The sequence below is a fragment of the Streptococcus sp. 22.1 genome (assembly GCF_016648645.1).
Lineage (GTDB): Bacteria > Bacillota > Bacilli > Lactobacillales > Streptococcaceae > Streptococcus.
In genome coordinates this window covers 1-12849 of the sequence record NZ_JACLQK010000033.1, presented here as the reverse complement: position 1 = coordinate 12849, position 12849 = coordinate 1, and the positions used below count along the sequence as shown (strand labels likewise).

Below are 12849 nucleotides of genomic sequence, written 5' to 3'. Positions count from 1 at the left end.
CGATTTTTTTTTTAATGATACGTCGACGAGCGAGATCTACACTGAGTAGATCGGCGGCAGCGTCTTATGTGTATATGAGACAGTAATAATCCATTAGAGGAGAAACAATTATGAAAAAAGTATTGCTTACATCAGCTGCAGTTCTTGCAGTATTCGCTTCATCAGCAGCAGTTTTCGCTAACGACGGTAACGTTCACACTGGAAACCTTGATAACAAAACTGAAGCAACTGGTGGTGACTTCTTCACAAACAACGAAGGTGGTCTTACTCAAGCTGCTAAAGATGGTCTTAACAACGTTGACGCAGATTCAACTAAACAAAAATTTGAAGATGCTGGTGAACACATCGAACCAAAACGTGATGCTAACGGAAACATCATCAAAGATGAATTTGTAGTTACTGATAAAGCTAACGCTAACAAAGATGCTAAAGAAGAAGCTAAAGCTGTTAAAGCTGCAGAAAAGAAAGCTCCAGCAGCTAAAGCTGAAGCTAAAGCTCTTCCAAACACAGCAGCTGTTAAATAATTAACTGCTATTGCTAAAAAGAATATCACTGGGGCTAGGGCTTCGGTGATATTTTTCTATGGATAAAGAAAAGGATTTGACATTTCATGAGTAATCATAATCGTAAATCTACTGGATCTCGCAAAAAACTGATTGCTGGGATTTCAGCCTTAGTCATTGCTGCTTTGGCTGTCTTCCTTGGCTTCCAGTTTATGTCTCCGACAGCATCGTCCTCTAATGGTGTTAAGAGTGTTTTAACGACTAAAAAAGCAAACACTTATAAAGTTTCAGATGAGGAGAAAGCCTACCTCAAAAATAAATTTGATGGTCTTGAGGCGACAAACCCTGATACTATCGCTTATGTCTATGCACCAGGGACTAAATTGGATGAGCCAGTTGTTCAAACAACCGACAATTCAACCTATTTAGATAAAACATTTGATGGAGGAAACGTTCCATATTTGGGAACGGTCTTCATGGATACAGACAATAAGAAAGATTTCAGCGATCGTTTGACATGGCTCTTCGGTCATGCTCGAGGCAGTAAGGTTGCTGATAGTCGTATGTTCAACGATGTTAACTACTATAGTGATCAGTCGTTCTTTGATAAACACAAATATGTTGTTATTGAGACGCCTCAACGTAAGTATTATTATGAAGCGCTTGCTATGGTAATTGTGCCTGAAGACACAGCTTTCTATCGTACATCATTTGAAAGCGATAAAGACTTTAAACAACAGTTGGATATCATCTATGATCAAGCAAGTGTAAAAAACAAGGATTTGAAGGTTAGTGCTTCAGATAAATACCTCGTTCTTTCGACTTGTCGTGAGGAAGATGAAACGATTCGTGCTAATCTCTACTTGCGTCAAATTCCAGACTCTGAAATGTCTGATTTTGTAGCTAAACATGGTAAAGATTTGGAATACACACCAACACGCTAATTATTAACAGAACTCTACTTCGTATGAAGTAGAGTTTTTATCTTGTCTAAGAAAACTGATGCTTTCAATCGTCATGGAATTGAGATGTAACCGTTTATTAATCTTTTTTATCATCAATGGATAAGTTTTTTTGGTACACTAGAAGTATGAAAAAGGAGAGTATTATGAAACAGAGCCAGGCTAAAAAGCGTGACAATGCGATGACTAATAAGATTTTGATGGGGTTGATTGCTCTCGTCTTAGGTTTGCTTTTTCTTGAGATTTTAATTGTTCATAGTAAGAATGAACAGCAAAAGAATGCCTCAAACCAGGTACAGACAGCACGTATCATGGCTAATGGGGACTTGCTCTATCATGACGGTCTCTATATGAGTGCCCTGCAGGCAGATGGCAGCTATGATTTCACGGAGAATTTTACTTATGTGAAGCCGTGGTTAAAGCAGGCTGATTTGGTTTTGGGTGATTTCGAGGGAACGATTAATCCTGATTATCCTTTGTCAGGCTATCCTCTGTTTAATGCTCCTCAATCAGTGACAGCAGCTATTAAGGATGCAGGTTATGATGTTATGGATTTGGCTCATAACCATATCTTGGATTCTGGTTTAGAGGGAGCTTTTACAACGGCTGATGCTTTTAAAAAAGTGGGAATTGATCCTGTTGGTGTTTACGAAAAACCGGTACGAGACAAGGCGCCACTCCTCATCAAGAATGTTAATGGGATTAAGGTTGCAATACTTTCCTATGCTTATGGTTACAATGGCCTAGAGTCGAACTTGACGGATAAAGAGGTTGCAGACCACTTATCGAATTTGGATGAAAAACGTATGAAAGCCGAGATTCAGCGTGCCGAAAAAGAAGCAGATATCACGGTTATCATGCCTCAGATGGGTGTTGAATATCGTTTGGAACCGACAGATGAACAGGTTAAACTCTATCATAAGATGATTGATTGGGGTGCTGATATTATCTTTGGAGGTCATCCTCATGTGGTAGAACCTTCTGAGGTGGTTAAAAAGGATGGACAGCAAAAACTTATTATTTACTCAATGGGGAATTTCATCTCAAACCAGCGCATAGAGACCATGGATGGTGTGGATAGTGCAGAGTGGACAGAGAGGGGTGTCTTAATGGATGTCACCCTTGAGAAAAAGAATGGTCAAACCACGATTAAGACTGCTCAAGCGCATCCGACTTGGGTTAACCGTACGCCTAAAGGAACAACTTCACCAGAGGGATACCCTTTGTATACTTACCAAACTTATATTTTAGAGGATTTCATTAAGGGTGGTAAATATAGAAATAAACTGGATGAAGAAACCAAAGAGCGTATAGATACTGCCTATAAAGAAATGAATGCCCATGTTAATTTAAAATGGAAATAAAGCTAAGATATCGCCTGAAAATGGCGATATTTTTTGTTTATCGACAAGTTACCCACAGACTTATCCACAGGTGTGGAAAAGTCTGTTGATAGTGTTGAATCTTGATTTTTCAAGGTTTTATAAGAGAGATATTATTTAGGTTGTGAACAAGTTTATCCACAAGTAGTTGAGTCAAAGAGAGGGTGTTTTTATAAACGATATTAGTTAAATTTCTCTGAAACATTCGTCTTTTTCAAGAAAAAATATGCAAATTTCATAAAAAATAGCATTTTTAATCAAAATATGCTAAAATTATACAAAATAAAATGATGGAGGCTTCTCATGAAAGCGATTATTACAGTTGTAGGTAAGGACAAATCAGGTATTGTTGCGGGTGTTGCGACTAAGGTGGCAGAACTTGGCTTGAATATTGATGATATTTCTCAAACAGTTCTTGATGAATTCTTTACCATGATGGCGGTTGTATCATCAGAAGACAAACAAGATTTTACACACCTACGTGCTGAATTGGAAGCCTTTGGTGAGTCATTGAACGTTAAAATCAACATCCAAAGTTCAGCAATTTTTGATGCTATGCACAACTTGTAAGATAGGAGTAGCTTAAAATGGATATTAAACAGGTCACAGAAACCATTGCCATGATTGAGGAACAGAATTTTGATGTTCGTACCATTACCATGGGAATCTCACTCCTAGACTGTATCGATTCAGATATCGATAAGGCAGCGGAAAAAGTATATAACAAGATTGTATCTAAGGCTAAGGATTTGGTAACTGTTGGCGACGAGATTGCGGCTGAACTTGGTATTCCGATTGTTAATAAACGTGTATCTGTTACTCCGATTTCAATCATCGGTGCGGCAACAGATGCTACAGACTATGTACCTTTTGCGAAGGCGCTTGACCGAGCAGCTAAGGAAATCGGCGTTAACTTTATTGGTGGTTTCTCTGCGCTCGTTCAAAAGGGTTACCAAAAAGGTGATGAGATTCTTATCAATTCTATTCCACGTGCGCTTGCTGAGACTGATTTTGTCTGTTCGTCTGTCAACATTGGTTCAACAAAGACTGGTATTAACATGACAGCAGTACGTGACATGGGGCGTATCATCAAAGAGGCTTCTCAGGAAGATCCAATGGGTCCAGGTAAGTTGGTTGTCTTTGCCAATGCGGTTGAAGATAATCCATTTATGGCAGGTGCCTTCCACGGTGTTGGTGAGGCTGATGTTGTAATCAATGTTGGGGTTTCAGGTCCTGGTGTTGTGCAACGTGCAGTTGAGAAAGTTCCAGGCGAAAGTTTCGATGTTTTAGCTGAAACAGTTAAGAAGACTGCCTTCAAAATCACACGTGTTGGTCAGTTGGTTGGTCAAATGGCCAGTGAACGTCTTGGTGTCGAGTTCGGTATTGTAGATTTGTCTCTTGCGCCAACACCAGCAGTTGGTGATTCAGTAGCCCGTGTCCTTGAAGCGATGGGTCTTGAAGTTGTTGGTACACATGGTACTACTGCAGCTCTAGCCCTTCTTAATGACCAAGTTAAAAAAGGTGGTATCATGGCATGTAACCAAGTTGGTGGTTTGTCAGGTGCCTTTATTCCGGTTTCTGAAGATGAGGGGATGATTGCGGCTGTTAAATCTGGTCATATCAACCTTGAAAAATTGGAAGCTATGACAGCTATCTGTTCTGTTGGTCTAGACATGATTGCTATTCCTGCTGATACGCCAGATACTACAATCGCGGCCATGATTGCTGATGAAGCGGCTATCGGTGTTATTAACCAGAAAACAACAGCTGTTCGTATTATTCCTTATGGTAAGGAAGGTGACATGCTGGAACTTGGAGGTCTTCTTGGGTATGCACCGGTAATGAAGGTAAACAAAGCTTCATCGGCTGACTTCATTGCGCGTGGTGGTCAAATCCCAGCTCCTGTTCACAGCTTTAAAAACTAAACGGATGATAAATGCTTTGCCAATTGGTAAGGCATTTTCTGATGGTCTCGCTGGCTAGATAGTCGAGGGGATTTGTGCTATAATGAATTCAAAAATGACGGAAAGAAGGGGCGCTATGAGTAAGGTTAGGTTATATATTGCGAGACATGGCAAAACGATGTTTAACACCATTGGTCGTGCACAAGGTTGGTCTGATAGCCCTTTGACCCCATTCGGTGAAGAAGGTATTCGTGAATTGGGGGTAGGTCTGAAAGCAGCAGGTATTCCTTTTAAAGCTGCATATTCTAGTGATTCAGGTCGAACGATTCAAACTATGGATATCATTTTACGTGAGACGGGTTTGGAAACTATTCCTTATAAACGTGACAAACGTATTCGTGAGTGGTGTTTTGGTAGTTTAGATGGTGGCTATGATGGTGAACTTTTCTACGGTGTGCTACCGAGAACAGATGCTTTTCAAGGTAAGGATTTGCATGAGGTAACTTATCCTGAACTTGCACAAGGCATCCTTGATGTGGATACGGCTGGTTGGGCAGAGTCTTGGGAAGTGCTCAGAAAACGTATTATAGAAGGGTTTACAGCTATTGCTGAGGATCTTGATAGGTCTGGTGGTGGTAATGCTATCGTTGTTAGTCACGGTATGACCATTGCAACCTTTGCTTGGTTAATTGATCCTTCTGTCGAGCATCCTTCATTGGACAACGGTTCGGTTACTGTTGTTGCTTATGAAAATGGTAAATTTACATTAGAAGCACTTGGCGATATGACTTATCGTCAGGTTGGGCGAGAGATAATAGAAAAAGAAAATGGTAAAAAATAACTATCCAAGTCGCCGTCAGGCGAAAAAGCAAACCAACTGGTTTTTGGTTATCAGTAGTGTCTTGATTGCAGTCCTTTTAGTTGCAGCAGGACTTTATTCAGTATTTGGTGTCAGTCGTACTGTTCAACAAACCAATGGATCGTCGGTAATAAAAAGTAGTAAGCAAGCTACCGATGCGACTCGAAGCAAGGATACAAAGGGACTACCTGATGTATCGCCTAAAGACTGGGAATTGCTTTTGGTAAATCGAGATAATAAGTCTAAAGAACTTAATCCTGAGATTGTTGATGTCGATGGTGTTTCTGTAGATGCGAGAATTGCTAAGAATGTTAAGGAGTTTTTAGCAGCTGCTCAAGAAATTGATCCAAGTTACCACTTGATATCAGGTTATCGTAGTGTTGCTTATCAGACAGAACTTTATAACAGTTATGTTCAGCAGGAAATGGCTGCTGACCCAAGTTTGACGGAGTCTCAGGCGGAGAAAAAGGTTCAAACCTATTCACAACCACCAGGAGCGAGTGAACACCAGACGGGTCTTGCGATTGATATGAGTACTGTAGATAGCTTAAATGAAGCAGATCCAGATACAGTAGCTAAAGTTAAAGAGTTAGCGCCGAAATATGGCTTTGTTCTTCGTTTTCCAGATGGTAAAACATCATCAACTGGTGTAGGTTACGAGGATTGGCATTTCCGCTATGTTGGTAAAGAGTCAGCAGAGTATATGACTGAACATAATCTTACTTTGGAGGAATATTTGGCATTATTAAAGGAGAAAGCTAAGTGAGACGACGTTTTAAACTAAAAGCCTTCATAACCTTAGTTGCTGTTTTCGCTTTAGGTATTGTCTTACCTTTGATTCTTCATGCCTCTACAGATGATAATGCTCGTTCGGTAAAGGTTGCTTACACGCAGCAAGAGTTTATTGAGACCTTAGCTCCAACAGCTCAAAAGATGTCCAAAAACTATGGTGTGCCAGCGTCAATTCTCCTTAGCCAAGCTGCATATGAGTCGAATTATGGTAGCAGTCTTTTATCTGTTAAATACCATAACATCTACAGTCTGCTAGCTCAGCCGGGTCAAGAACGTATTCGTTTAAAGGATAGTATCTACAGTAAAGGGAAATGGCAATACCAAAAGGTGGATTTTGCAGTTTTTAAGGATTGGTCAAGTTCTATGATGACTTATTTAGAAGAACTTCGCCAAGGAACGTGGGGCGAGTCGACCTATAAAGAGGTGGCAGGAACAACTAGTTATAAAGTTGCGGCAGAAAAACTACAAGCTGCGGGTTTTAGCAGTGATCCAGATTACGCCAAACACCTCATATCTATTATTGAGACCTATCATTTGTCAAAATATGATCGATAAGATTAGAGTACCTCGGAGGTGCTCTTTTTTGCTTCTCTAGGTCTTGAGATGTATTTTTAGCACTCTCTCAAAAAGAGTGCTAATTTTTTGGTTTTTTGGGTTGACATGTTCAAGTTTAGGTGTATAATAGAATCATAAGTTAGCAGTCGACGTGTTAGAGTGCTAATAAATAGAAATGAGGTGACATCGTGATTACGCAAAGGCAAAACACTATTTTGAATTTGATAGTTGAGATGTTCACTCGTACACATGAACCGGTTGGTTCTAAAGCGTTACAAGAATCAATTGATTCGAGTTCAGCGACTATTCGTAATGACATGGCCAAGCTAGAAAAAATGGGCTATCTTGAAAAAGCTCATACTTCTAGTGGGCGTATGCCAAGCCGAGCAGGTTTCCAGTATTTTGTCGCTAATTCTTTGAATCTTGATACGATTGATGAACAAGATGTTTATCAAGTGGTTAAAGCTTTTGACTTTGAAGCTTTTAAACTTGAAGATATCTTGGATGCAGCGGCAAAGCTGCTGGCAGAAATGACAGGATGCACAGCAGTGATTCAAGATGTGGAACCGACACGACAACGTCTGACTGGATTTGACATTGTTCATCTATCCAATCACGACGCTTTAGCGGTTCTTACTCTAGATGAATCTAAGCCTGTGACAGTTCAGTTTGCTATTCCAAAGAATTTCTTGTCTAGTGATTTGGAAATTCTTCATAAGCTTGTTCAAGAACGTTTTTTGGGAAACACTGTCTTAGATATCCATTACCGATTGAGAACTGAGATTCCTCAGATTGTGCAAAAGTATTTCAAGATAACAGATAATGTTCTAGATTTGTTTGATTATATCTTTTCACAACTTTTTAAGGAATTGATTTTCATCGAAGGTAAGGTTGCATCACTGACCTATGCCGACTTAAAAACCTATCAATTTTTGGACAATCCACAACATGTGGCACTTGAGCTTCGATCAGCTATCTCCGATGATGAAGTGACCAAGATTTCGGTTGCAGAATCAACTGAAGAAGCGCTTGCAAATGTCACAGTTATGAGTCATAAATTCCTGATTCCTTATCGTGGGATGGCGCTCATGCATGTGATTGGCCCAGTTGAAATGGATTATCGTCGCATGGTTAGTTTGGTCAATGTTATTAGTAGAGTTTTGGTTATGAAGTTGACGGATTATTACCGTTACCTCAATAGTAACCATTATGAAGTTAGCTAAGATATAACATTTAAAAAGTATAGAAAGAGGTGTATGCCTTGACTGAAGATATTAAAAAAGAAGAAGTGAAAGAAGAGGAAGCTACGGGGACAACTGAAGAAGTTGTAGAGGAAGTAAGCGAACCTTCTGAACTTGAAGAAGCCCAAGCGCGTGCCGAAGAATTTGAAAACAAATACCTTCGTGCCCATGCAGAAATGCAAAACATTCAGCGCCGTTCTAATGAAGAACGTCAACAATTGCAAAAGTATCGTAGCCAAGATTTGGCAAAAGCAATTTTGCCATCACTTGATAACCTTGAACGTGCTCTTGCCGTTGAGGGCTTGACTGATGATGTCAAAAAAGGTTTGGAAATGGTGCAAGAAAGTTTAGTGCATGCTCTTAAAGAGGAAGGGATTGAAGAAATTCCAGCAGATGGTGATTTCGATCATAACTTCCACATGGCTATTCAAACAATGCCTGCAGATGATGAACATCCAGCAGATACGATTGCACAAGTTTTCCAAAAAGGGTATAAACTCCACGAACGCGTCTTACGCCCAGCTATGGTAGTTGTATATAATTAATTGAAAACTTGTCCGAAATGACAGAAAACTATGAATGAAAGATAAAAAAGCAAAATAGAAATTAAGTAAAAAGGGGAAAAACATATGTCTAAAATCATTGGTATTGACTTAGGTACAACAAACTCAGCAGTAGCAGTTCTTGAAGGAACTGAATCAAAAATTATCGCAAACCCAGAAGGTAACCGCACAACTCCATCTGTTGTGTCATTCAAAAACGGTGAAATCATCGTTGGTGACGCTGCAAAACGTCAAGCAGTAACAAACCCAGATACAATCATCTCTATCAAATCTAAGATGGGTACTTCTGAAAAAGTTTCTGCAAACGGTAAAGAATACACACCACAAGAGATTTCAGCTATGATTCTTCAATACTTGAAAGGTTATGCTGAAGATTACCTTGGTGAAAAAGTAACTAAAGCAGTTATCACAGTTCCTGCTTACTTCAACGATGCACAACGTCAAGCAACAAAAGACGCTGGTAAAATCGCTGGTCTTGAAGTAGAACGTATCGTCAACGAACCAACAGCAGCAGCTCTTGCTTACGGTTTGGATAAGACTGATAAAGAAGAAAAAATCTTGGTATTCGACCTTGGTGGTGGTACATTCGACGTATCTATTCTTGAACTTGGTGACGGTGTCTTTGACGTGTTGGCAACTGCAGGGGATAACAAACTCGGTGGTGATGACTTTGACCAAAAAATCATCGACCACATGGTTGAAGAATTCAAGAAAGAAAATGGAATCGACTTGTCAACAGACAAGATGGCTCTTCAACGCTTGAAAGATGCAGCTGAAAAAGCTAAGAAAGACCTTTCTGGTGTTACTTCAACACAAATCAGCTTGCCATTCATCACTGCTGGTGAGGCTGGACCTCTTCACTTGGAAATGACATTGACTCGTGCGAAATTCGATGATTTGACTCGTGACCTTGTAGAACGTACGAAAACTCCAGTTCGTCAAGCCCTTTCAGATGCAGGTTTGAGCTTGTCAGATATTGACGAAGTTATCCTTGTCGGTGGTTCAACTCGTATCCCTGCCGTTGTAGAAGCTGTTAAAGCTGAAACTGGTAAAGAACCAAACAAATCAGTTAACCCTGATGAAGTAGTTGCCATGGGTGCTGCTATCCAAGGTGGTGTTATTACTGGTGATGTCAAAGACGTTGTCCTTCTTGATGTAACGCCATTGTCACTTGGTATCGAAACAATGGGTGGAGTGTTCACAAAACTTATTGACCGCAACACTACTATTCCAACATCTAAATCACAAGTCTTCTCAACTGCAGCAGATAACCAACCAGCCGTTGACATCCACGTTCTTCAAGGTGAACGCCCAATGGCAGCGGATAACAAGACTCTTGGACGCTTCCAATTGACTGATATCCCAGCTGCACCTCGTGGTATCCCACAAATCGAAGTTACTTTCGATATTGATAAGAACGGTATCGTATCTGTTAAAGCTAAAGACCTTGGAACTCAAAAAGAACAAACAATTGTCATCCAATCTAACTCTGGTTTGACAGACGAAGAAATTGAAAAGATGATGAAAGATGCTGAAGCAAATGCTGAAGCAGATGCAAAACGTAAAGAAGAAGTAGATCTTCGTAACGAAGTTGACCAAGCTATCTTTGCGACTGAAAAAACAATCAAAGAAACAGAAGGTAAAGGCTTCGACACAGAACGTGATGCTGCTCAATCAGCTCTTGATGACCTTAAGAAAGCTCAAGAATCAGGTAATCTTGATGACATGAAGGCTAAATTGGAAGCTCTTAACGAAAAAGCTCAAGCTCTTGCAGTTAAACTTTACGAACAAGCTGCAGCAGCACAACAAGCTCAAGCAGGAGCAGAAGGTGCACAAACAGCAGATAACTCAGGCGACGATGTCGTAGACGGAGAGTTTACTGAAAAATAAGATGCAAAGTCCGTTAAAACCTCACAGTGAAAATAGGAAGATTTCTCTTTTTCACCAAGAGGTTAGGGCGTGCTCAGTTCGGTAAGGTGTTGAGCTTAGCTAGTAAATGATAAAAAGAAATCCAGAGGTTGCAAACCAGCCTCTGTTTTTCGCTAAAATAGAGGATGTCGCTTATGAAAAAAGTACTTTGTATCATTTATCCTAATTTTTCTCTCTATGAGATAGCCTCTTTAACGAGTACTTTAGCTCTGTCTTTCGATATAACGATTGATTATGTAGCCTCAGATTATTCGATTGTGGTATCTGAGGACGGCTTGCCCTGTCAACCGACGAAAACATTGGATCAAGTACGTATAGAAGATTATTCTTGTGTCATTTTGCCAGGTATGGTAAATATAGGCCCTGCTCTACAGGATGAGAAATTGATTTCGTTTTTGAGGGGTCTTGGTGAGCAAAATATCTTAATTGCGGCCATTTCGTCAGCACCTCTTTTATTGGCAAAAGCAGGCTTGTTGAACGGCACGAAATTTACAGGTGGAATTTGGCAAAACTTCTTTGACTATTTTGAATTTCTTCCACGTGAAAATTTCCAACCTAAAGTGGTTGTACAAGATAAAAAAATCATTACAGCCATAGGCTTTGCACATCAAGAGTTTGCAAGAAAAGTGATTCTTAGTCTAGGGTTGTCAGATTATACGGACAACTATTTTAAAGAACAGAACGAGTACGCTGAAGAGGATTTGATATTTACTCTATCAGACGAAGAGTTTGATGAAGTGAAGCGAAGTATAGAAAAGACCCTCTAAAGATTTACATGAAAATTATAGAAAGGAACAAAGAGTGTTCGAGAAATTGAACACGAGCGGAAAGCTAGGAAATTAGATAAACCTCCTAAGAAATCATGATTTCTTGTCGGTTTCCTAAATTTCAGTCGCTTTCTGTTCGCTCTTAGTATCTTGTATGAACAATACCGAATATTACGATCGTCTTGGGGTATCTAAGGATGCCTCTCAAGATGAAATTAAACGTGCCTATCGTAAGATGTCTAAGAAATACCACCCAGACATTAATAAAGAACCAGGTGCGGAAGAAAAATATAAAGAGGTCCAAGAGGCCTACGAAACTTTAAGTGATGACCAAAAACGTGCAGCCTATGACCAATACGGACCAGATGGTGCGAATGGTTTTGGTGGTCAAGGAGGCTTTGGTGGCTTCGATGGTGGTGCAGGCTTTGGTGGCTTTGAGGATATCTTCTCTAGCTTTTTTGGTGGTGGTGCTACTCGTAACCCAAATGCTCCACGTCAAGGTGATGATCTTCAGTACCGTGTCAACCTAAGCTTCGAAGAGGCGATTTTTGGTGCCGAAAAAGAAGTTCACTACAATCGTGAAGCGACATGTAAGACATGTTCAGGATCTGGTGCAAAACCTGGAACAAGCCCTGTAACTTGTGGTCGCTGTCATGGTCAAGGGGTTATCAATGTTGATACGCAAACACCACTTGGTATGATGCGTCGTCAAGTAACCTGTGATGTCTGTCATGGAACAGGTCAAGAAATTAAAGAGCCATGTCAAACTTGTCACGGAACAGGACATGAAAAACAAAGCCACAAAGTATCTGTCAAGATTCCAGCAGGTGTTGAAACAGGTCAACAAATCCGTCTTGCGGGTCAAGGTGAAGCTGGTTTCAATGGTGGTCCTTATGGAGACCTCTTCGTAATCATCAATGTTAATCCAAGCGATAAGTTTACTCGTGATGGATCAACAATTTACTATACACTTAACATTTCCTTTGTCCAAGCAGCTCTTGGTGACACTGTCGAAGTACCAACAGTTCACGGAAACGTTGAGATGACCATTCCAGCAGGAACTCAAACAGGCAAAACTTTCCGTCTAAAAGGAAAGGGTGCTCCACGTCTGCGTGGAGGTTCACAAGGGGATCAACACGTTACAGTTAAAATTGTAACTCCTACGAAGCTAAACGATGCTCAAAAAGAAGCTCTCCTTGCATTTGCCAAAGCAAGTGGTGATGAAAAAATCGCACCACAGAAAAAAGGTTTCTTCAATAAAGTAAAGGATGCCTTAGAAGATTTATAAAGGAAGGACGCTGAAGGCGTCTTTTTCTTGTCTTACGAAAACCACTAGCTGTGCTAGTGGTTCCGAAAAGCTTTTAGCGATGTATCAAAAAAAGTCCCCCTAAA

General features: G+C 40.2%; 13 protein-coding genes. All 13 read left to right on the top strand.

Going from position 1 to position 12849, the window contains the following annotated elements:
* The first annotated feature begins 110 nt into the window (after positions 1-110).
* Complete coding sequence (locus tag H7U04_RS11050) at positions 111-524, top strand: LPKTxAVK-anchored surface protein (protein ID WP_002889684.1); 414 nt, start codon at positions 111-113, stop codon at positions 522-524.
* Positions 525-610: 86 nt separating this feature from the next.
* Positions 611-1447, top strand: a complete 837-nt coding sequence (srtB, locus tag H7U04_RS11045) for a class B sortase, LPKTxAVK-specific (RefSeq protein ID WP_049545168.1) — start codon at positions 611-613, stop codon at positions 1445-1447.
* Positions 1448-1611: 164 nt separating this feature from the next.
* Positions 1612-2829: a CapA family protein gene (locus H7U04_RS11040; protein WP_060973120.1), complete on the top strand. Its 1218-nt coding sequence runs from the start codon at positions 1612-1614 to the stop codon at positions 2827-2829.
* Between the two features lie 321 nt (positions 2830-3150).
* The gene (locus H7U04_RS11035; protein ID WP_002886390.1) at positions 3151-3417 is read left to right on the top strand and encodes an ACT domain-containing protein; all 267 of its coding nucleotides are present in this window, start codon (positions 3151-3153) and stop codon (positions 3415-3417) included.
* 17 nt (positions 3418-3434) lie between these two features.
* The gene (locus H7U04_RS11030; protein ID WP_037604034.1) at positions 3435-4772 is read left to right on the top strand and encodes a PFL family protein; all 1338 of its coding nucleotides are present in this window, start codon (positions 3435-3437) and stop codon (positions 4770-4772) included.
* Between the two features lie 115 nt (positions 4773-4887).
* Complete coding sequence (locus H7U04_RS11025; RefSeq protein WP_110981018.1) at positions 4888-5592, top strand: histidine phosphatase family protein; 705 nt, start codon at positions 4888-4890, stop codon at positions 5590-5592.
* Positions 5579-6376: a M15 family metallopeptidase gene (locus tag H7U04_RS11020; RefSeq protein WP_110981017.1), complete on the top strand. Its 798-nt coding sequence runs from the start codon at positions 5579-5581 to the stop codon at positions 6374-6376. Before H7U04_RS11025 ends, H7U04_RS11020 begins: the two co-directional genes overlap by 14 nt.
* Positions 6373-6957: a glycoside hydrolase family 73 protein gene (locus H7U04_RS11015; protein WP_002889706.1), complete on the top strand. Its 585-nt coding sequence runs from the start codon at positions 6373-6375 to the stop codon at positions 6955-6957. Before H7U04_RS11020 ends, H7U04_RS11015 begins: the two co-directional genes overlap by 4 nt.
* Before the next feature lie 188 nt (positions 6958-7145).
* Positions 7146-8180 (top strand): heat-inducible transcriptional repressor HrcA, encoded by a 1035-nt coding sequence (gene hrcA, locus H7U04_RS11010; protein WP_110981016.1) that lies wholly within the window; start codon positions 7146-7148, stop codon positions 8178-8180.
* Between the two features lie 38 nt (positions 8181-8218).
* A complete protein-coding gene (gene grpE / locus H7U04_RS11005; protein ID WP_064525640.1) occupies positions 8219-8743 on the top strand; it encodes a nucleotide exchange factor GrpE in 525 nt (174 codons plus the stop codon).
* An 84-nt stretch (positions 8744-8827) separates the two neighbouring features.
* Positions 8828-10651, top strand: a complete 1824-nt coding sequence (gene dnaK / locus H7U04_RS11000; protein ID WP_002886397.1) for a molecular chaperone DnaK — start codon at positions 8828-8830, stop codon at positions 10649-10651.
* Positions 10652-10824: 173 nt separating this feature from the next.
* On the top strand, positions 10825-11457 hold the full coding sequence (locus H7U04_RS10995) for a DJ-1/PfpI family protein (RefSeq protein WP_110981014.1): 633 nt from the start codon (positions 10825-10827) through the stop codon (positions 11455-11457).
* A 154-nt stretch (positions 11458-11611) separates the two neighbouring features.
* Positions 11612-12745 carry a molecular chaperone DnaJ gene (gene dnaJ, locus H7U04_RS10990; RefSeq protein ID WP_002886399.1) on the top strand — a complete coding sequence of 378 codons (1134 nt, stop codon included), beginning with the start codon at positions 11612-11614 and terminating at the stop codon, positions 12743-12745.
* Positions 12746-12849 lie beyond the last annotated feature (104 nt).

Bases quoted from the DNA above. Each gene is read 5' to 3' on its own strand.
- H7U04_RS11035 (WP_002886390.1), top strand. From the start codon at position 3,151: ATGAAAGCGATTATTACAGTTGTAGGTAAGGACAAATCAGGTATTGTT.
- H7U04_RS10995 (WP_110981014.1), top strand. From the start codon at position 10,825: ATGAAAAAAGTACTTTGTATCATTTATCCTAATTTTTCTCTCTATGAG.
- H7U04_RS11050 (WP_002889684.1), top strand. From the start codon at position 111: ATGAAAAAAGTATTGCTTACATCAGCTGCAGTTCTTGCAGTATTCGCT.
- srtB (WP_049545168.1), top strand. From the start codon at position 611: ATGAGTAATCATAATCGTAAATCTACTGGATCTCGCAAAAAACTGATT.
- H7U04_RS11030 (WP_037604034.1), top strand. From the start codon at position 3,435: ATGGATATTAAACAGGTCACAGAAACCATTGCCATGATTGAGGAACAG.
- H7U04_RS11025 (WP_110981018.1), top strand. From the start codon at position 4,888: ATGAGTAAGGTTAGGTTATATATTGCGAGACATGGCAAAACGATGTTT.
- H7U04_RS11040 (WP_060973120.1), top strand. From the start codon at position 1,612: ATGAAACAGAGCCAGGCTAAAAAGCGTGACAATGCGATGACTAATAAG.
- dnaJ (WP_002886399.1), top strand. From the start codon at position 11,612: ATGAACAATACCGAATATTACGATCGTCTTGGGGTATCTAAGGATGCC.
- dnaK (WP_002886397.1), top strand. From the start codon at position 8,828: ATGTCTAAAATCATTGGTATTGACTTAGGTACAACAAACTCAGCAGTA.
- H7U04_RS11020 (WP_110981017.1), top strand. From the start codon at position 5,579: ATGGTAAAAAATAACTATCCAAGTCGCCGTCAGGCGAAAAAGCAAACC.